This window comes from Clostridium sp. FP2 (genome assembly GCF_011065955.2).
Classification (GTDB): domain Bacteria; phylum Bacillota; class Clostridia; order Clostridiales; family Clostridiaceae; genus Clostridium_AD; species Clostridium_AD tagluense.
On the sequence record NZ_JAAMNI020000001.1, the window covers coordinates 4630153 to 4651187 of the forward strand.

General features: G+C 29.6%; 19 protein-coding genes and 1 riboswitch. Of the genes, 3 read left to right on the forward strand and 16 right to left on the reverse strand.

The window, feature by feature from the left end:
- Positions 1-66: 66 nt before the first annotated feature.
- Both G9F71_RS21830 and G9F71_RS21835 read right to left on the reverse strand, forming a co-directional pair.
- On the reverse strand, positions 67-1113 hold the full coding sequence (locus G9F71_RS21830; protein WP_164950733.1) for a mannose-1-phosphate guanylyltransferase: 1047 nt from the start codon (positions 1111-1113) through the stop codon (positions 67-69).
- 36 nt (positions 1114-1149) lie between these two features.
- Positions 1150-1818 carry a sugar transferase gene (locus G9F71_RS21835; RefSeq protein ID WP_164950732.1) on the reverse strand — a complete coding sequence of 223 codons (669 nt, stop codon included), beginning with the start codon at positions 1816-1818 and terminating at the stop codon, positions 1150-1152.
- A gap of 321 nt (positions 1819-2139) precedes the next feature.
- Here G9F71_RS21835 and G9F71_RS27430 point away from each other — a divergent pair, with 321 nt between their 5' ends.
- A complete protein-coding gene (locus G9F71_RS27430; protein WP_258880970.1) occupies positions 2140-2271 on the forward strand; it encodes a hypothetical protein in 132 nt (43 codons plus the stop codon).
- Between the two features lie 148 nt (positions 2272-2419).
- Here the strand turns inward: G9F71_RS27430 and galU are convergent, their stop codons facing one another.
- From galU to G9F71_RS21855, 4 genes are all read right to left on the reverse strand, one after another.
- Positions 2420-3331 (reverse strand): UTP--glucose-1-phosphate uridylyltransferase GalU, encoded by a 912-nt coding sequence (gene galU / locus G9F71_RS21840; RefSeq protein WP_164950731.1) that lies wholly within the window; start codon positions 3329-3331, stop codon positions 2420-2422.
- A 24-nt stretch (positions 3332-3355) separates the two neighbouring features.
- On the reverse strand, positions 3356-4342 hold the full coding sequence (gene galE / locus G9F71_RS21845; protein ID WP_164950730.1) for a UDP-glucose 4-epimerase GalE: 987 nt from the start codon (positions 4340-4342) through the stop codon (positions 3356-3358).
- A 163-nt stretch (positions 4343-4505) separates the two neighbouring features.
- Positions 4506-5339, reverse strand: coding sequence for a dTDP-4-dehydrorhamnose reductase (gene rfbD, locus G9F71_RS21850; RefSeq protein ID WP_164950729.1), 834 nt, complete (start codon positions 5337-5339; stop codon positions 4506-4508).
- Between the two features lie 64 nt (positions 5340-5403).
- Complete coding sequence (locus tag G9F71_RS21855; protein WP_164950728.1) at positions 5404-6396, reverse strand: LCP family protein; 993 nt, start codon at positions 6394-6396, stop codon at positions 5404-5406.
- A 248-nt stretch (positions 6397-6644) separates the two neighbouring features.
- Positions 6645-6725, forward strand: a riboswitch (cyclic di-GMP riboswitch).
- Positions 6726-6743: 18 nt separating this feature from the next.
- On the opposite strand from G9F71_RS21855, the gene G9F71_RS21860 reads away from it, so the two are divergent.
- Positions 6744-8111 (forward strand): right-handed parallel beta-helix repeat-containing protein, encoded by a 1368-nt coding sequence (locus tag G9F71_RS21860; protein WP_164950727.1) that lies wholly within the window; start codon positions 6744-6746, stop codon positions 8109-8111.
- 341 nt (positions 8112-8452) lie between these two features.
- Positions 8453-9661, forward strand: coding sequence for a right-handed parallel beta-helix repeat-containing protein (locus G9F71_RS21865; RefSeq protein ID WP_224626735.1), 1209 nt, complete (start codon positions 8453-8455; stop codon positions 9659-9661).
- A gap of 29 nt (positions 9662-9690) precedes the next feature.
- Here the strand turns inward: G9F71_RS21865 and G9F71_RS21870 are convergent, their stop codons facing one another.
- The 10 genes from G9F71_RS21870 to G9F71_RS21915 all read right to left on the reverse strand — a co-directional run bounded on the left by G9F71_RS21870 (position 9691) and on the right by G9F71_RS21915 (position 21011).
- Complete coding sequence (locus G9F71_RS21870) at positions 9691-10902, reverse strand: hypothetical protein (RefSeq protein ID WP_164950725.1); 1212 nt, start codon at positions 10900-10902, stop codon at positions 9691-9693.
- A 112-nt stretch (positions 10903-11014) separates the two neighbouring features.
- Entirely contained in the window at positions 11015-12364 is a 1350-nt protein-coding gene (locus G9F71_RS21875) for a glycosyltransferase (RefSeq protein ID WP_164950724.1), read from the reverse strand.
- A gap of 94 nt (positions 12365-12458) precedes the next feature.
- On the reverse strand, positions 12459-13610 hold the full coding sequence (cps2T, locus tag G9F71_RS21880; RefSeq protein ID WP_164950723.1) for a beta 1-4 rhamnosyltransferase Cps2T: 1152 nt from the start codon (positions 13608-13610) through the stop codon (positions 12459-12461).
- Positions 13611-13655: 45 nt separating this feature from the next.
- Positions 13656-14285, reverse strand: a complete 630-nt coding sequence (locus G9F71_RS21885) for a CpsD/CapB family tyrosine-protein kinase (RefSeq protein ID WP_164950722.1) — start codon at positions 14283-14285, stop codon at positions 13656-13658.
- A gap of 27 nt (positions 14286-14312) precedes the next feature.
- Positions 14313-14981 carry a YveK family protein gene (locus G9F71_RS21890; protein ID WP_164950721.1) on the reverse strand — a complete coding sequence of 223 codons (669 nt, stop codon included), beginning with the start codon at positions 14979-14981 and terminating at the stop codon, positions 14313-14315.
- A 1-nt stretch (position 14982) separates the two neighbouring features.
- Positions 14983-15996 (reverse strand): glycosyltransferase family 2 protein, encoded by a 1014-nt coding sequence (locus G9F71_RS21895; RefSeq protein WP_164950720.1) that lies wholly within the window; start codon positions 15994-15996, stop codon positions 14983-14985.
- On the reverse strand, positions 15980-17512 hold the full coding sequence (locus tag G9F71_RS21900) for a lipopolysaccharide biosynthesis protein (RefSeq protein ID WP_164950719.1): 1533 nt from the start codon (positions 17510-17512) through the stop codon (positions 15980-15982). Before G9F71_RS21900 ends, G9F71_RS21895 begins: the two co-directional genes overlap by 17 nt.
- Positions 17502-18692, reverse strand: coding sequence for a Coenzyme F420 hydrogenase/dehydrogenase, beta subunit C-terminal domain (locus G9F71_RS21905; protein WP_164950718.1), 1191 nt, complete (start codon positions 18690-18692; stop codon positions 17502-17504). The genes G9F71_RS21900 and G9F71_RS21905 overlap by 11 nt, the downstream gene beginning before the upstream one ends.
- Positions 18693-18727: 35 nt before the next feature.
- The gene (locus G9F71_RS21910) at positions 18728-19942 is read right to left on the reverse strand and encodes a polysaccharide pyruvyl transferase family protein (RefSeq protein WP_164950717.1); all 1215 of its coding nucleotides are present in this window, start codon (positions 19940-19942) and stop codon (positions 18728-18730) included.
- A 40-nt stretch (positions 19943-19982) separates the two neighbouring features.
- The gene (locus G9F71_RS21915; RefSeq protein WP_164950716.1) at positions 19983-21011 is read right to left on the reverse strand and encodes a glycosyltransferase family 2 protein; all 1029 of its coding nucleotides are present in this window, start codon (positions 21009-21011) and stop codon (positions 19983-19985) included.
- Positions 21012-21035: the final 24 nt, after the last annotated feature.

The following is a 21035-nucleotide window of genomic DNA, read 5'->3' on the forward strand; positions in this document are numbered from 1 at the left end:
CCTTCCATGTATTGTTCTTTCATTATGACTCATAGTCTTGTCCTAATTGTTTATAACCCCGCCTTTTTAAATTTTCATCTTGATATCTCTTATACTCTCCATTCCATCCTTTTTCCCAACAAATATCATATCATCACTTTCAACCACAAATATACCTTGAAGCCCTGAGATAACTATTGGTTTACCATTACTAATAATAACGTTATTGCTACAATCAAATTTCTTAACATTACCCATACAAATATTATCATTACAGTCTTTCATCATGTATCTCTGGGCAGCTTCCCAATTTCCCACATCATCCCATCCAAACTCTCCTGGAATAACGTATATGTCTTTTGCTTTCTCCATAATTCCAAAATCTACAGATATACTATCAATATTATTGTATTTTTCTTCTAATACTCTTTGATAATCCTCTTCGCAGGTCGCTACTATTTCACTTAACACTTCAAAAGTATTTTTCAAATATTGACTGGTAAGTCTTAAAATATTGGCGACCTTCCAAATAAACATTCCACCATTCCAAAGGTAATTTCCATCTTTTAAATACTCCTTTGCCTTATGTAAATCTGGTTTTTCTACAAACTTTTTAACACTTCTAACTTCATATCCATTTATTAAACAATTTATATGGCTATAATTTATATAGCCATATCCGATTTCCGGTCTATTTGGTTTTACACCTATAGTTACTATGGCTTCTTTATTTTTATCTACAAATTCATGTGCTGAATTTAAAACTTCTAAAAAATTTTCTTCATCAGTAATAAGGTGATCTGAGGGTAATACTGCTATAGTAGCATCTCCATATATTTTGTTAATATGAAAAGCTGAAAGTGCTATGCAAGGTGCCGTGTTCTTTCCTACAGGCTCTATAATAATGTTTCTATTTGGTAAGTTAGGTAACTGCTCTCTAACTATATCCATATATCTTTTACCTGTTACTATAAATATCCTCTCTATAGGAATAAGTTTTTGTAATCTTTTCACGCTCATTTGAATCATTGTATCTTCACTAATAAGCTTCAGAAACTGTTTTGGCTTTTCTGCCGTAGACAAGGGCCAAAATCTAGTGCCCTTACCTCCTGCCATTATTAATGCACAAAGCATTAAGTACACCTCCTTTCTTTCAATTTTGAACTAATACTACCTTGCGCCATCATCCCCAAACAGCACTCTCACCGTTTTGAATATAAGTATTATATCTATCCATGTATTTCGTTCTTCCATATACTGAACATCCATTTCCATCCATTCTTGAAAACTCACATCACTTCTTCCTCTTACCTGCCAATAACAAGTTAAGCCTGGTCTTGCAACTAATCTTTGTTTTTGAAATGAGGTAAACTGCTCTACTTCTTTAGGCAGACTTGGTCTTGGTCCCACAAGTGACATTTCTCCCTTTAATATATTAAAAAGTTGAGGTAACTCGTCTATACTTGTCTTTCTTATAAATCTCCCTACTTTAGTTACTCTTGGATCATCTTTTATCTTAAACATAGGTCCTAACATTTCGTTTTTATCTTTAAGCTTTTTGAAAAGATATTCTGCATCTAAACACATGGATCTAAATTTATACATCATAAACCTAGTACCATCTTGTCCAACTCGTTCCTGTATAAAAAAAACAGGTCCTGCTGAATCTAACTTAATCCAAATAGCAACAACAATCATCACAGGACTTAGTAATAAAATTCCGCATAAAACGCCCATAATATCAATTATTCTTTTGATAATAAAATATCCTATATTTTTCTCATACTCTCTGGCATTCTCCAACTCTTGAACCATGGAATTTTCTTCTGATTGTTGCATATATATCACCTCTTCTTTTAAAATATAAGAATGACTATCCTCTATTCTATTTCACATTCTCACCAATTATAACCAAAATATTTTTTGTTACAAAACCACTGATTATCTCTATATGGAATTTTCAAACCCTATAAAAATGTAGTAACTCTTTTGTATTTAAAAAATATGATACTAATAACATAAATTAACAATCATCTAACATCCCAGTGGCCTGTCACCATAATGCATTGTGTTTTTTTTCATTAAGACATATAATCTATATATACCTTTATATGAATAAAAATCTATTAACTGTTATTAATGTGGGAGGATGTAGTCTTAATGATAAAATTTATAATTATTGGATTTATATTAACTATTATGTATGTTTCTTATGCTAGCCTAATGAAAGCAGCTGGAAAGGCCACCCCCCCAATGCCATATAACAATCCTAATGACACTAAAGATTTTTAACTTTATTGCCATTCGCACAAAATTTCTATATAATTCTTTTTCATTAAAATTCAAAAAAAATAAGATAGAATTTGCTCATGAGCAAATTCTATCTTATTTACGTTAATTATCTTTAAAGCTACAATTCTAAATTTTCATTCTTTAACAACTACGATCTTCTTTTTTCTACTTTTTTATATAAGTCACTAAACTCATCATTATATTTTAAAGTCTGAAGATATTCCATAAAAGGAACTTTTAATTCTTCTCTTTTTAGTGCAAACTCAACTGTGGCCTCAAGAAATCCTAATTTATCACCTACGTCATATCTTCTTCCTTCGAATACATAAGCGTACATATCTTGCTGTCCTATTAGAGTCTTTAGAGCATCCGTTAGTTGAATTTCTCCACCTTTACCTGGCTTTGTATTATCTAATATATCAAATATCTCTGGAGTTATGATGTATCTACCAAGTATAGCTACATTTGAAGGCGCTAAATCTACTGGTGGTTTTTCAACAAGGTTATTAACCTTGTATACTCTATTGCTAATTTGCACTCCATCGACTATGCCATATTTATCTACATTCTCCTCTTTTACCTCTTGAACTCCTAAAATTGTTGCTCCCTTTTCTTCAAAACAGTCCATAAGTTGTTTTAAACAAGGGATCTTTGCGTCAACTATATCATCACCTAACATAACAGCAAAAGGTTCATTACCAACAAATGTTCTTGCACAATTTATAGCATGGCCAAGTCCCTTTGGCTCTTTTTGTCTTATAAAATGTATATTTACCATGTTTGATATATCTCTAACTTGTTCAAGTAAGCCATCCTTATGTTTATTTTCTAGCTCTAGCTCAAGTTCTACAGATTTATCAAAGTGATCTTCAATAGACTTTTTATTTCTTCCTGTAATAATTAATATTTCTTCTATGCCTGAAGCCACAGCTTCTTCTATAATATATTGCATTGTAGGCTTATCAACTATAGGTAACATTTCCTTAGGTAGTGCCTTTGTTGCAGGAAGAAACCTTGTTCCAAGTCCCGCTGCTGGTATAATCGCTTTTTTAACTTTCATATAAACACATCCTTATTTTATAAGTTATTTTTCATACCCATTAGGATTATTTTTATGCCATTCCCAAGCTGTTTCTATGATGTTTTCAAGGGAATTATATTTAGGTTTCCAACCGAGCTCACTTGTTGCCCTATCACTAGAAGCTATAAGTACAGCAGGGTCTCCCGCACGCCTTGGCGCAATTTCAGCTTTTATAACCTGGCCTGTAACTTTTCTTGCAACTTCTATAACCTCTTTAACAGAAAAACCTTCCCCATTGCCTAAATTACAAATTATACTTTTACCACCATTTCTAAGTCTTTTAAGGGCAAGTAAATGTGCATTTGCTAAATCTGTTACATGTATATAATCTCTTACGCAGGTACCATCTTCTGTAGGATAGTCATCCCCAAAAATCATGATTTTTTCTCTTTTTCCTAGTGCTACCTCAAGAATTAATGGTATTAAATGAGACTCTGGTGAGTGATCTTCTCCTATTTTTCCATTTACATGAGCTCCTGCTGCATTAAAATATCTAAGAGCTGTATAGGTAATCCCATAGGCATTATCACACCACTTTAATATCTTTTCTACTGCAAGCTTTGACTCTCCATAGGGATTAGTTGGTATTGTCTTATCCTCTTCAAGGATAGGTATACTCTCCGGTTCTCCATAAGTTGCAGCTGTTGAGGAAAATACTATATGGCGTACTTTATGATCTCTCATAGCCTTTAGTAAATTAACAGTACTTCCTATATTGTTTTCAAAATACTTTAGTGGCTCCACTACACTCTCTCCCACTAGTGAGTCTGCTGCAAAATCTATAACTGCATCTATTTTATTCTCATTAAAAACAAGATCTAATAGGTTACTATCTCTTAAATCTCCCTCATAAAACTTGCCACCAAGTAATGCTTGCCTATGTCCTTTTTCAAGATTATCTAGAATTACAACTTCTTCGCCTTTTTCTAAAAGCTCCGCTACCATATGACTTCCAATGTAGCCAGCTCCGCCACAAACTAAAATAGCCAATATATTCAACCCCTTTCAAATGGTTTCAAAATTATTTAAGCTCGTTTGTAAGTTATAAGAATCCCACAATGCAATTATACTATTTAGCTTACTATTTTACTATGATTTTCACCTGGCAGTAGCCATCAAAAATGACTTTACGCCAGATTACTTTCTGACTTTATTATTTTAAATATTCACTAATAGCTTCTTCCCAAGTCCTAGTTATATCCCCACAAGTGAGTTCCATCATATAATTTCTAAGCACTGAATATTTAGGTCTTTTTGCCGGTCTTTTAAATTCATCTGTTGTGCAAGGCAAAACTTCTGTAGAAATACCTTTAAGTCTAAATATTTCTTTAGTGAATTCATACCAGGTGCATTCGCCTTTGCAGGTGCAATGAAACAATCCATAATTCTTATCTTCTATAAGTTTTATTATAACTCTAGCTAAATCCACTGTACTTGTAGGTGTTCCCTTTTGGTCATTAACTACTTTTATTGTTGTATTAGTTTTACTTAAATTTATCATAGTCCTTACAAAATTATTCCCTTCTCCGTAAAGCCATGCAGTTCTAACTATATAATGCTTAGGATTGTGGCTTTTAACTAATATCTCTCCCTCAAGCTTTGTTTTCCCATAAACAGTTTGTGGATTTACGAGGTCAAACTCTGTTAGTGATTTATCAGTATTACCATCAAAAACATAATCTGTTGATACTTGAACAATTTCTGCCCCAATTTCATTTGCGGCTATAGCCAAGTTTTTAGGTCCTATAGCATTTATCTTATATGCCATATCTATTTGTGATTCGCAGGTGTCAACAGCAGTAAATGCAGCACAGTTAATAATTACATCTGGTTTTTTTTGATTTACAAAATTATATACACTATGTAAATTTGTTATATCTAAATCTGATTTACCTGCAAGTATTAAATCAATGCTTTTTATATTTTTATATTGATTAGCCAGCTCTGTTCCAAGCTGGCCATTAGCTCCTGTAATTAGTATCTTCATAATTTATTCTCCTTTATATTTTATTTACAACTAGAAATAATTTAAATTATCACCTATGCCATATTTACAATGGGGCTTTAGGCACCGGCTTTATATCTTTGTAAATAAATTTGTGAATTTGGTCTATAGTAGCCGACATATCCGCAACTAAATACCACACTCCATCAATAGTTTTTCCGCTGCAGTAGCCATCTACTGGAAATCTCTCCTGCTCCAAGCTCTTTATATTAAACGTAACCATTTCTTTAGCATTTTTTATTATTTTCATATTATTCATGTTTGTTTCAGTATAAGGTAGAATCTTAGTAGCAACTGATAGAGATTCTGTCACCCCTAATGATTTAATTTTTGTAAGCACAGCTGATAATACCTTTCTTTGCCTTTCAGTTCTCCGGAAATCCCCGCCAGTAGTATATCGTACCCTTGAATACGCAACAGCCTGAAGTCCATTTAAAGTCTGCAGTCCCGATTTTGTAATTTTAGTAACTGCTTTTTTTTCGATTTTAGAAGCTTCAAGTATTTTATCGTTTATTGCACTAATTTCGTCTTGTTTAATATCTATATTTATTGTGCCAATATCGTCTATTATTTTTTCAAAGGCAATAAAATCCACAGAAACATAATCTCTAATGTCTAAATTAAAATTTTCATTAAGAGTTTTTATAGCAAGCTGTGGTCCACCATAAGCATATGCATGTGCAAGCTTTGTTTTACCATGACCACTTATCTCTACGTATGTATCTCTCATAATAGAAGACATTTTTATTTTCTTCTGCACTCCATCAATAGAGAGTATTATTATAGAATCCGACCGACTTGGCTGGTTTTTATCCTCTCTATCCAGACCGAAAAGTGCAATATTTACTATACCCTTTTCATTTTCTTTTTTTACAGATACTTCAGGCTTGATACCTAACCCTGCATCGGTTTTTGATATTTTTGAAGTATTCATTTTGCTAAGTTGATAAAATGTATAGCTAAATACAGCTCCACCACCTATTACAATAATAATAAATACACTTAAAACAATTTTCATCCATGGTTTCATTTTCTTCATATTTTCACCTTCCTATAATGATTAGTATAATCAATTTGGAAAGTGCTATTCAGACTTTAAAATAACCACAATTAATTATATATCTCCCATAAATTTATGGCAAATTTAAAATTTCAAAATAAACATGTTTTCACCCATTTTTATAACTAATTTAAGAAAATCTAAAGGATAGTAGATTGTTTTCGATAATATATATTAATGGTAATATTTTATTTAATCTTCTAGATAAATCTTCTAGATAAATCTTTTACCGATAATAGCAAACTTATCGAAAGGTAAGGACGCAAAGCCATAGGGCCTTACTTAGGTATGGTAGCCTAGCCACCGAAATAAAAGGAGTGATTCAAATGTTAAAAAACAATTTCAAAAAAAGCATAACCGCAATAATAATATTAATTTCTTTATCAAATGTTAGTTACTTTCTAACTACTACAAATGCTGCTGATCTAACATCACAATCCTCTAACATATCTATGACAACTAATATTCCTACTATTATAAATGCTATAAATTATAATTTAGATATAACAGGAGTATCAGATACCTCAATCCAATTTCAAAAAATGGTAGATTCTTTTTCACAAGGTGCTGTAATACAATTACCAAAAGGTATCTATAAATTTTCTAGTACTGTTAAATTAAAAGACAATATAAAACTACTTTCTTCTAATGATGTTATAATTAAAGGCACTGGCAAAAATACTTTATTTTCCGCAGGCAATTTTAACAGTTTTGAGGGTATAGAGTTTCAAAATTGCTCTACAGCTTTAAGTGTTTTTGAAAAAAATGGAGTTAATATAATAGGTTGCAGATTCACAAATAACATTGATTATGCAGGGATTAATTTTTATGGAGCAAGTAATTGTTCCCTTACAAACTCATATTTTTATGATATACACAAATATGGAGTTTTAATAGATAATGATAGCTGTAATATTATAATAGATAACAATAATTTTGATAACCCTAAGGTTTTTGGTGGCTATAGCATTGAACAAATAAGTGGGCATGTTTATTGTCTAAATGGAACAAACATCTACGTAACAAATAATATTTTGAATAACAGTGGAGGACAAGGTGTAATACTTGGTTACAATTCAACCACTGGAAAAGGCACAACCAATTCTGTAGTAGCCAATAATAATTGTCAAGGCAATGGTCAGGAAGGTGTTACAGTTTATGGAGGTAGCAAGAAGGTTACCAACGCAAATTCTATTATAAATAATACTTGTAAAAATAACAGATTTAATCAAATAGAAATATGGCAATCTAATAATAACATTGTTAAAAACAATACAGTAGAAGAATCAATAAAAGGCCGTGGAAATTTGGGCGCAATATGCCTTTTTGCTACAACTGGATCAACTGTTACAGGTAATAATGTATTGTCTTCGCAAACTAATGGCATAGCAATAATAGCAGGTACTTCAAATTGCACCGTTTCAGATAATATTATAGCTGATACTAATGGTAAAAATGATGTTAATACTCCCGAAAAAGGTAATGCCATATTACTTGACTGGAATGGGGTAGCTGATCCTCAATATATTACAATCACCAATAATAAAATTAGCTCAACTAACGGAATTATAGCTAAAAGTGGTATATACTCCACTTCTAATAAAAATCATAATAACAAAATAAGTGGTAATATAACCAAAGGCTACAAGTATGGAGATCACTTATATGCTCTAGCCACTTGTGGGAAATCATAATTACACTAGATAAAATTCTTATTTAGACCATGATTTTCAATTTTGTAATATAAAAGACTTCAGAAGGAGATTTATACTCCCACTGGAGTCTTTTGTTGTTGCTCTGTTAACACATAAAATGAACTTACTTATATCTATTAATGTTATAATTAAAGGGATACTCATTATATAACAATAGAATGAAATCCACATAAAAGGAGTGATTAAATATTTTAAAAATCAATATTAAAAAAAATATACTTTCAATTATTGCATTAATTTGTTTATCAATTATAATAACAACATTTATAATTATTAACAAAACAAAAGATCCAGATCTTCATAACATTAATAAAAATGATATTAAAAAATATTCATTAGACATAACTGGAGCAAGGGATACTTCTGCTTCATTTCAAAAAATGATAGATTCTTATCCTAGCGGTAGTACAGTAAAATTACCAAAAGGTACATATAGTTTTCAAGGCACTGTTAAATTAAAAGATGGAATAAAATTAATTACAGGCGGTGATGTTGTAATTAAAGGTACAGGTAAAAATACTTTATTCTCTGTAGGCAATAATAACAGTTTCCAGGGTATAGATTTTCAAAATTGTGCTACAGCTGTAAGTGTTACTGAAAAAAAAGGACTTGTGATAACTGATTGCAGATTCACAAATACCATTGATTTTGCAGCCATTAACCTTTCCAATGCAAGTGGCTGCTCAGTTACAAATTCATATTTCTATGATATACGCAAATATGGGATTTTAATAGATAATAATTCATCTAATATTACAATCCATAAGAATAATTTTGATAACCCCAAGGTTTTTGGTGGCTATGCTAAGGAACAAATAAGTGGTCATGTTTACTCTTTAAATGGAACTAAAATATCCGTGACAAACAATATTTTAAAAAATAGCGGTGGGCAAGGTGTAATATTCGGTTATAATTCCACCACTGGAAAAGGTACGACAGACTCTGTAGCAAGCGATAATCTCTGCCAAGGCAATGGCCAGGAAGGCGCTACAATTTATGGAGGTGAGAGCAAGGTCACTAATGGTAATTCTCTTATAAACAATAATTGTAAAAATAACAGATTTAATCAAATAGAAGTATGGCAGTCCAATAATAATATTGTTAAAAACAATACAGTAGAAGAATCAATAAGCGGTGTTGGTAATTTAGGAGCAATATGTCTTTATGATACAACTGGAACAACTGTTACGGGAAACAAAGTATTATCTGCACAAACTAATGGTATTGATATAACCGCAGGAAGTGCAAATTGCACTATATCAAATAACACTATAACAAATACAAACCGCAAAAATGATACAAATACTGTAGAAAAGGGTAATGGAATATTACTTGACTCTAATGGGAAATTGCAACCTCAGCATATAACAATAAAAAATAATAAAATTAGCTCAAGTAGTGGAGTTATAGCTAAGAGTGGTATCTATTCAACTTCTAATACAAACCAACACAACAAAATAGATAGTAATACAATAACAGGTTACAAAAATGCACTTCATGAATATGCTAAAATGACTATTGAAAAATAAAAAAACAACGAATCAAAAGGGATAATTTATTAGATTATCCCTTTTGATTCGCTTATATTGTTTCCCTCCTGAATTTTTTCAGGTGTCCATTTGCTTAGTATTAATCCATATATAATCCAATTTACTGGATTTGTAAAATACCCTCCATAAATCTGATATAAAAAACTAAATAACAGAAGGTTTGCCAGTAGCATGTTTCTTTTGAAGAGTACATTAATTAATAAAAACAAAATTAATATAACAAGATATGCTATTCCAAACAACCCGCCTTCTGCAATAAAATATGGAAATGATGCTGCTACCACAGCTGTCATACCAGTTGACTTGAAAATTTTCCTAGTGCTTTCTGTATTCAGATTCCCCAGGCCAACTCCAATTCCACCAGTGCTAGTTATTGCTGTACTCGTAAATTTTTGAGTAACATTTACTCTATAACTATTGGAAGAATCACTTCCATTTAGCGTATCAACAGTTCTCATATACATTGATGATTTAGTCACAATAGATACTATTATTATTGTAGTGAAAATTATGGTTAATCCATATCCAACTAAAATGTTTTTATAGTTCATCTTTGCTATTATAATTACAAATGATACAGAAAGTATGGTGCCAAGCAAAATTACTGAAGCCCCATAAGCTCTAGATAACACTAATAAAATTAAGCAATTCACGGTATAAACTATGTATTTTCGATTTACCTTCCTATCTTTTTCCACAATAATCAAATACATTAGTATAATAATTATAAAAGATAAATGAAAGCCCAATTCGCTAGGTTCTATATAAAATAAATTGAGTCTGGTAAGGCTATATTTATTTATAGTATCATGGAGTCTCCAAAAATATTCGTTACTGGAGAATATCAAAGCCATGGGTGTAAATATTATGTATATCCTACAAACATAATCAATAAATTTTTTAATTTTAAAATCATGCACTTCCCTACTTACCAAAATCATTAGAGAAATACATATAGTTATTTTAGAAACATTAACCATAAGCTTTTGAATATCCAAATTAACCATGATCATCCTTTGAAGGATACCATAAATTGCGATAGGTAGTGCACATATTATTAAAAGTGAAATGTCTTTTTTTCTTTTAAATATAACAAAAATAATCCCGAATATACCTAGTGCATAAAAAAAATCTAAATTGCCAGTTAGAGTTTTAGGAGCAAATGGTAAATTGGCAGCCATCTGATGAAAACAATACAATAATGCCATTAACATTTCCATTTAACTATTTCTCCATTTCTTTAATATTTAATTAAAACTTAAATTACCTTTATCTTTTAATTAAATCATCACCTGCGGTGCTGTTTTTAACGACTTCAGAAGGAGATTCACCTCATGGAAGTGGGTGAATTTCCTTCTGAAATGTCGTTAAATCATCATACAATTTCATTACATCCTCAGTATGATTTTTCATTGTATAAATGCTTTTTAACGCAATTATATTTTCATTAATATAAGATAATTTTTCTCTGCTTTCTATTATAGTTTGTAAATTATTATATAATTCATCTTCTGAGGCTTTGATTATGATGCCAGTAACTTCTGGAATTATCATATCTTTAAACCCTACAAAATCAGTCATAATAACAGGTACCCCATAAGAAAATGCCTCTAGAGCTATGTACCCAAATGTCTCATACCAAATACTAGGTACTATAAGCACATCTGTATTCTTGAATATTTGTTCTAACTCAGAATAATTATAAGTACCCTTTATCTTTACTTTTCCCATATATTTATCTATATCTATATTTACATTTCTTCCGTAAATATTTAAACTCCAATTGTTAACATTGTTTTTCATTAACTTTTCAAGCACCTTCAATAGAAAAAATAAACCTTTATATTTCTCTATTGATCCAATATATGTTATTTTTAACGGTTCATTGCTGCTACTACTTTTTTTTATTCTATTATCCTCTATATTTGAATGAGAAATATTAAGAATTTTGCTATTTACATTGTCAATATATTTCTCATATGCATTTTTGGCAACTGTGCTGTTGTAATGAATGTAATCTATATTATTAATTATATCTATAAAGCACTTTCTTAAGTTAACATAGTCCTTGGCACAAGTGTTATTATTCTTTCCTTTTACCGGTTGGTATTCAATTATACTATTGTTTCTTTTAATAATTATTCTCTGCTTATAACTTCTTAATTTTTTTATAATTAAACTATTCTTTAGTTTTCTATAAGTCTTTGACTGCATTAAGACCACTAGCGAATTACTGTAGCCATTTCTATTGCAATCTATACAGTTTTTCCCATTGTCATAATCCACACATATTGACCCTTGTAAATTAATAAGATTAACTTTAGGGCATATTCCAAAATAATCATGAGATGTAAATATGGTTTTTATATTTAACTGTTTTGCAGCTGTAATCAACTCTTTATTAAGTCCCATCAATGTGTGAATATGTATGATTTCTACCTTTAAATCTTTTAAAAAATCAATATAAATATTCACATCTATATTTTTCAAATATACTTTTGGATTAGGTATTCCGCTTAATAACGGAATGGAAAGAGGATTTAATATTTCAAATACCTTAATACTATTAAAGGGTTTATCCACAAAGGATTTATCTTTATTAATCCGTAACTTCCTATTAAGCGAAAAATGTCCTGGATATAACAAAGAAACTTCATTTCCATTTTTAACTTGGCTTAACATAAGGTCTACAGAATATTTAGTTAATCCTCCTGTCCTAAGAGGGGGGAGTCCTAGGGAATAATGCAATATTTTAATAACGCTGCACCTCCTTTATTTATAAGAAAAGCTCCTCATAATCATTAACAATCTTGTCCCAAGAATAAAATTGTTCAATAATATTTTTAGCTGTTCTAGACATTATTTCTATTTCATTTTCTTTTAATTTTTCAGCTCTATTTATTGTGGATGCTAAGTCACCATCTTGTTTACTAAAATACAGTGCTCCCTCTTTTCCTACTTCCTTATTAAAATTAACACCTAAAAGCAAATTAATATCAGTACTTGAAAGAGCTTCTAGTAGTGAAGGATTTGTTCCTCCTACTTCATGTCCATGGAGATATGCAAATGCCTCTTCTCGTATTTTTTTTAGAAGTTCATTATCATATACAGTTCCTACAAATTTTACTCTTTTATCACTAGTAAAATTTGTGGCCTTTAGTAATCTATCATAAAATTTATTTTTCTCTAAATTTGTAATTATAACTAGATCTTTATCAACATCAGACTTCATAAATTCTCTTATCATAGTCTCATAATTATTCTCAGGTACAAACCTTCCAACTATTAAGTAGTATGATTTTCTTTTTACTGAAAACTTATTAAACCAGTCTGTTATCATTGCATCATTTGACCTTAGATTAGATCTTCCAATTTCCGCTCCATAAGCTATAAATGTAGTTTTAGGATTATACCCCTTGTACTCTGATTTTATATAATCCTCTATACCTCTTGAATCGCATATTTGTAAATCTGCATGTTTAACCATTAATTTTTCAGAAAATTTCCAGTAAGCCCTTATTGGTGCAATCCATTTACTTCTTTTCCATTCATGTCCATCAGGATTTACATAAAGCTTTATTCCTAAATCTTTTAGTTTTTTCTTGTAAAACCATAAGAATGGCCCAATACGACAAGCAAGAATAAGAATAATCGAATTAGATAAATTATTATCCTGAATATACTTTATAGATTTGCTTAAAGCTTGCAAGTCATACAGCACAGCTTTAGCGCTACCTATTTCTTTTACCTGTACATTAAAACATCTTGCCTTATTATAATAAAACTCTTCATTTCGCACATTTAGACAAGCTACATGATACTTTATAGCATCATTTTTTTTATAAAGAGTTAACTTATCTACAAAAGTTTCAAACCCGCCATAATTTGCTGGTATTCCTTTTGAACCTATAATAAATATATTTTTCATTTGTGCACACCTCTATTTCTCTTTTGTAAGATTATTAGCAATCTATTAATTTGTTTTATTCAAAAATACGCCTATAATACTGGCATTTACCTTTTCCAAAATTTCTTTACCTTTTATAGCAGTTTTTCTTTCTGTCCCACCATACTTAACCACAAGTACACAACCATCTGCATTTTTTGCTATAGCCTTAGCATCAGCACTTTCAGTAAGTGGTGAAGAATCAATAATAATATAATCATAATCCTTTTTTAAAAATCCGGTAAATTCATTAAATTTCTCTGATACAAAAAGTTCCGCATAGTTTAATGCATTTGCGCCAGAAGTTATTATAGATAAATTCTTTTGTTTTGTAGTATTAATTGCTGCTTCAAGCTTAATATTTCCTGACAGAAAATTCACTAGACCTTTATCATTTGATAAATTAAACATATTATGTATATTAGAATTTCTTTGGTCACAATCAATAAGTATAGTTTTTTTACCACTTTGAGCCAGGACTAAAGAAAGATATGCAGCTGTAGTGGACCTGCCTACCTTTTCTTCTGCACTGCATATCATAATAACTTTACTTTCACTGCCCTTGCACAGAAACTGAATATTTGCTTTTAATTCGTAAAATGCTTTAGCATTAATTGAATCTAATTTATGATTTTCTGCAATATTTATTTTTTCCATTAAATACCCATCCTTTATGAAATATATTTATATGTCCGTTTTTTTTCTTTTAGGCAAATTTCCAATAACATCAAGTCCTAAATATTTCTCTACATCATCTTTAGTCCTAATTTTTTCATCAAAATAACCTGTGAAGGTTACAATAAATATTGAAAGAAAAAGTCCAAGTAAAAATGCTAATACAACATTAAGAAATTTAAATTTATTGTTTACAAGACCATTTTGAGCTGAATTTTCCATGATTTTCATGGTTTGGGTCGGATATATTCGCTTTACTTCTTTTGTAAAAGAGGTATAAACTGCATTAGCTATAGCCACGGACTCCTTTTGCGATTTTCCACTAGCTATAATTGTTAAAATTGGGGCGCCATCTGCTACACTAACTTCGTAACTTTTTTGAACTTCTAGAGCAGAAACAGAGCCATTTAATGCTTTACTAGTGTTTTTTGCAATAGTGGAAGAGCTTGCAATTTCCTCAAATGTACTAATTAAACCTTTGGCATTAACTATATCTTCTTTTTCGCCTATTATAACGCCTATTTTTGTTTGATAAATTGGTTTAGCACTTTTCATTAAATAAAAACTAAAAACCGTTGCTGTCAATGTTAATAACAATGTTAGCAGGAGTATAATCCATTTCCCTCTTTTTATAACATTTATAAACTCTTTATAACCTACAGTAGTTTCATTGTTCATTTTAATACCTCCATGGTAATTGTTTGCTTACATTTCTAACAATCCTAATTATTTTAGAACTTATTCTATAGAACAAATTAAAAATAAAATATAATCCTCTTGCATATGTAATCTTATCTTTCATATTTAATACTCCCATTTTTCTTAAAACCTCATATTGCTGTACTAATATTTCTTTATTTTTATATGTTAGAGCTAAAGCCATTTTTCGTCTTGCATATTTTGCTGTTATTATCTCACTGTAAAATGCTTTATCAACTTCCATAGAATTTATCACATTCAATAAAATATTCTCGTGATTGCTATTTTTAATTAAAGATGTTTGTAAATTTATATTTTCATCGGAGTGAGAATGACTGTCATTTCTCACTACATAATTATATAAGGATTCATCTATATATCCGCATTTATATTTATAAGCAATAGGTAATAACATTTGAAAGTTTTGGCCAGCTGTAGACGCATATATTTCGCCCTTAGGATTTACATCTAAAAATGCATTTGTTCTAAGCATATAGCAACCGTTCCAGCAATATGTATCTTCACTTAATAGATCTTCAAATATCTTTTCATTGAACCTATTAGGATTTTTACCAGCTATAGTTCCAATTGGCTTTATTATATCTCCTTCATTAAAAATATATGCATCTGTTCGAACTAATCCATATTGCTTATTTTTTTCTAAAAAATTCACCTTTTTCTCTATAGAATCTATGGACAGAAAATCATCTGAATCCGGCCAAGTTAAATACTCACCTGTAAATAGTTTTAATCCTACATTTAGTGCTGCTGCTTGACCTGCATTTTCTTGAAAAATGTAAGTTAAATTCATTCCATTTTGCTGGAATTTACTAATATATGATTTTACTACTGCTTCTGTTTTATCCGTTGAACCATCATTTATAAATATTAACTCAATATTTTTATAGGTTTGATTTAATACTGATTCAAGATATCTTTGTGCAAACTTTTCACCATTCAAGCATGGCGTAATTATACTAACCTTTTTTTCCACTCCTAAATCCTCCTTTGTTTTCTTTGACTATGTTAATAAGTTGTTTAAATTCATAGGATTTTCTAAAGAGTACCACTATTAATAAATTAGGTATAACTACACATATAAAACCTCTTCCAATTAGATTTACCCAGCCAGCATTAAGAAATAGCATTTTGCATAAAGTGCTTGTGACAAAAATATTTACCACCACAACCAATAGATACTGAGTATATTGAATTAGATATTTTTTACATGATGTTTCAAATATATATTTATAAACAACATAGGGTCTGTAGATCATTGGGACAAAAGCACTTATAACCGTTCCCCAAAAGACTCCTGCTAAACCAATATATTTAACTAGTATAATAGAGAAGAATAAATTAACTATTGCTTGAATTAATGGAACAAACCTATCCTGCGCATAAACCCCTCCAGATGACTTTACTATTCCGAGTGAGACTCTCATTCCCACTAAGTAATAGTTTATTATTACGGGGATTATTATAGATAAATCTAGAATGTATTTATTACCTATCCATAATGTAATAAATGGATTAAGGAGATTGTAAAAACAGATTGTAGCAAATCCAAAAAACCAAAATCCCAAGAAATTTAAGACTCTAAATTTCTCTAATCGTTTTTCAGGTTTTTCTTTGGCAATAAGATCACCAAAACTTGCAGATGTGCTGTTAAATATTATCATTATTATTGCGTTTACCGTAGTTATAAGTAAGGTATAGTTTGAATAAAAACCAACAGCCTTAATACCTACAAATGTAGAAATTACTATATTATCAGTTCCATTAACACAATAATCGCCTATTTTATGATAGAACATTGCTTTTACATTTTTAATAATTACATTTAATTCACTTTGAGGTAACTTTTCTTTAGTTTTAAAGTCAATATCTTTATACTGCTTTGTAATAACATTATTAATAATAATTCGCTGTATAAACCCAAATATTATTTGAACAAATAAATAATATATAAAGCTCTTTGTTACCATAAGAATAACTATTTGACCTAAAATAGTTATTGCAGACATTGCTACATTAATAGGTACCAGAGTATAATCCTTTTGATATGCTGAAACCAACGTGGTTTTATAAGATAAAAAATATCCTGAAACTGTACTAAATAAATAAAGTAAATATATTGTTCTTAAATTTTCAATTGTATTTGCATCTTTAATAATATAATGTAAGAAAAACATTAGAATAAAGCCAAAAACAGCTACAATACATCCAATTAAACTATATGCCTTTCTGTAAAAAGTCATTAAAGTACTAATTTTATTATTATCTTTTTGAGCAATAGGCTTATATAAACTAAAGTTAATAGCTGTACCTATACCCAGTTCTGCTAGAGATAACATCATTAATATGTTAGAAAACAATCCATTAACGCCCAAATATTGGGCTCCAAGTGTGTAAATAAATATACTTCGTGATACAAAGCTTAAAATATAAGTAATAAAAGTGCTTCCTAAATTGAAAATAATATTATTTAATGAATTTTTAATCCTCACTTTTAAATTTCTCCTTAATATATTTTTTGATTTTCTTTGGTAATAATTTTCTTACCACCCTTTTAGGTATACTTTTAGATTTCTGTATGAATTCTGGTTTTACCATATATCTAAAGTGTAATTTCTTTAGGGAATAATCCATTTCTAAATCAGCATTAAACCTATCAAACAATTCTGGTTTATGGATGCCTGTTGAATATTGGCTTATCTTTAATTCCTCAAAAGATACCTCTTCTAAATGTATTTTTTCTTTTATACTTTCCAATAATTTAAAACCCTTGTCCGTATTTGATAATACAATTGAAGAGCCTTTTTCATCAGCACTTCGCATAGGTCCCCAAAAATCACCCAGTCTTATATCTGAATATATTTTATTAAATCTTAATTTGCAATTGTAGCAACTTTCATTCAAATTTAAGTTTGATAAAAAGAACTTTAAATAAAGATCCTCATTTAATGTTTTTGTATAATTATTATCTCCACTTATCTTCATTGAAAAGTCATGCCAACCATAGGTTTTATCCCTGAAATTTAATGATGTTATATTGCTTATTTTATATTCATCCTTCAAATACACAAGGTACTTATCCCATAACTTATAGGATGGAACTCCGTGACAAAAGAAATCTACCAATATAAAGTTATCCTCAATTCCGTTTAGCTGTATATACTTTCTTAAGCCATACATCTGGCATGGAGTCCCAAAAATTACATATTTCTTCTTATTATCTATCTTATCAAAAGCACCTGTTGTAAGACTCTGTATATATTTAGAACCTGTAATTAAATCTAACTCTTCCTGCCTATCTATAATTACATGCTCTGCCCTATCTAATTCGTAATTATACTTTACTCCACAAACCAAATAATCATTTAACAGTCCATAATTTGCAATTTCTCTACCGGCTCCACCAGATGAGCTCTTCTTCCTTATGTCTTTATCCTTGCTATATACAAGAAAAGGTATAGCCTTTTCTATATCATATTCATTTTCTGGTGTTATAAATTTATAACAAACCTTCCTACAAAGCCCACAACTTGTACATTTATTTTCATCTACATTAGGTTCATAAAATCCTTTAGTAGTTAATGATATACTTATAGCCTTTTGTGGACATATTAAACTACAAAGAGAACAACCAGTGCAAGAATCTTCAGTGGACTTTAATATATTCTTCATTAATTACTACGACCTCCCCATAAAACATCTAATTATTATTTGTTTGATTTTCTTATTTCACTAACCAATTCTTCCAGTTCACTCTCTACAATTTTGCTAGTTTCTGAAACTTTAGTATCTATCTTTTTAACTAAACTATCATAGTTTTTCAAAATAAAATCAACTTTTTCATTTACTAATTTACTTATTTCATCACATTTCCACAGTTTTTCATCTGCTGATTCAATAACTAACTCATTCATATCTAATCCATCACCTATTACTCCCGAATACTTAACGCTATAGGATAATGAAATAGCAGGTTTTCTCATATAAAAAGTTGATACACCCGAATGCATCCTTCCTGTTATAGTAAATAATCCATTTCCAAGTATTTCTCTAGCTTCTGATGGTAACATTGCATCTGTTATAGCAACAATTTTTCCTAATGTTTTTTTATCCAATTTTTCCATTATCTTATTTATTGCTCGTCTATCATCATTATCTGATTCTAAAGTGTCAGGTTCTGAGACATGCATAAGTAAAACTATTTTTTCAAATTTATCACTTACCCATAATTCTTTAATAATATTTACCCAATTTCTAATATAATCATCAAAATTGTTTGTATAACTTTCAACAAGCCCTGAAGGTACTAAGGTTATATATTTATTCTCTTCCAGATTGTATTCACTTACTTTGTTATCATATTGATATTGCATTGGTAATTCAATAAAGGCTAAATCTCTTCCAGATTTTGCATTTTTAAAATTTAAACTTTTTAGATAATTTAAATTTTTATCATCTCTTGTATGAATTTTAGTTTCACTTAAACACTGCCTAGCTAGTTCTCCTCTATTACCTGTAAAAGGTCCCATTGTATGACCTATTAAATATATATTCTTACGCTGACTTTCCTCTTTTAATTTATATAATTCACTTTCTAATCGATCTATTCCATAGTACTCAGATATGTCATCTCCACCGATAATTATTATATTTTCTATGTTTTCAATAATTTTATTTAACTTTATACGTCTAATTTTATTTATACATTTTTTTAATAGATTATCTGTAGCGTCTATTCTAGACCTTTTTATGTTTGCGCCTGCTACTTCACTTTTTAATCTTTCTAAATCTATATCAGAGTTAACATCCACATAAAATATAACATTATCATAATTCTGATTTATTTTATTAATTAAGGTTATTGCCATCATGCAACTTCCATAATTAAAGGTATTCCATATATGTTTTATATAAATTTTCATAAAATCTACTCCTAGCTATTGATTTTTAATCCTATTTTTTTTAGTCTCTTATATTATTTTGTATTAATTTAATTTTTACCAAAAATAAAACTAATACAACATTTTTCGATTTCATATATTTAACAATTAACCTGCTAAGTTTTCCAATCACATTACAATTACCTAAATATTCTATAACGCCTTCATCATTTAATAGCGCCCCTATTTTTTCACATTTATTTTTAAAATTTAAATGATTTTTAGCATAGGCTATTCCATATAAATATTCAATTATGCAATAAATAAAATGATTTGCCTGGTATTCTATAGCCTTATCATCATATTTACCCCACTTCTCCAGCTTATTTATAAGGGTTATATTCTCTTCTAAAATAACATTTAAATAATTCTCTGAATACTTTAACCATACTGGATTGGCCTTCTCAATTCTATAGCCATAAAACGCAGCACCTAAGACTATACATTTATCTATATGATCATAGTAATTAGCATTAAATACTGTATCTTCTCCACGTTTGAAATTCTCAAATTTCAAATCATATTTCTTTATAATTTCTGATTTGTAAATCTTATTCCATAGAGTATCTCCAATTTCTTCTTTCCTTAATAAAATAAAATTACTTAAAATTTCATCTTTTGTCTCAAAAAAATGTTTTCTTGGCAATACTTTAGTTCTTCTTAAAATTTTCCCACTTACGTCTACAGTAACATTAGTTTGACCTGATATAATTAAATCAACCTGGTGCTCCTCAATACACTTATACATTTCCTGAAGTAGATTGTTTTCATACCAATCATCACAATCAAAAAATATAATGTATTTACCCGAAGAAACATCTATTCCTATATTTCTTGCAGCCCAAGTCCCTCCATTTTCTTTACTAATTAATCTTATTCTACTGTCTTTCTTTGCATATTCATTACACATTTCTACGCTGTTATCAGTAGATCCATCATTTATTATTATTAATTCAAAATCTTTAAATGTTTGATTTAAAATCATTTCTATACACTTATTAATATATTTCGCTCCATTATAAATCGGAACTATAATACTTATCTGAGGCATAATAACACTCCTTAATCATCAGCT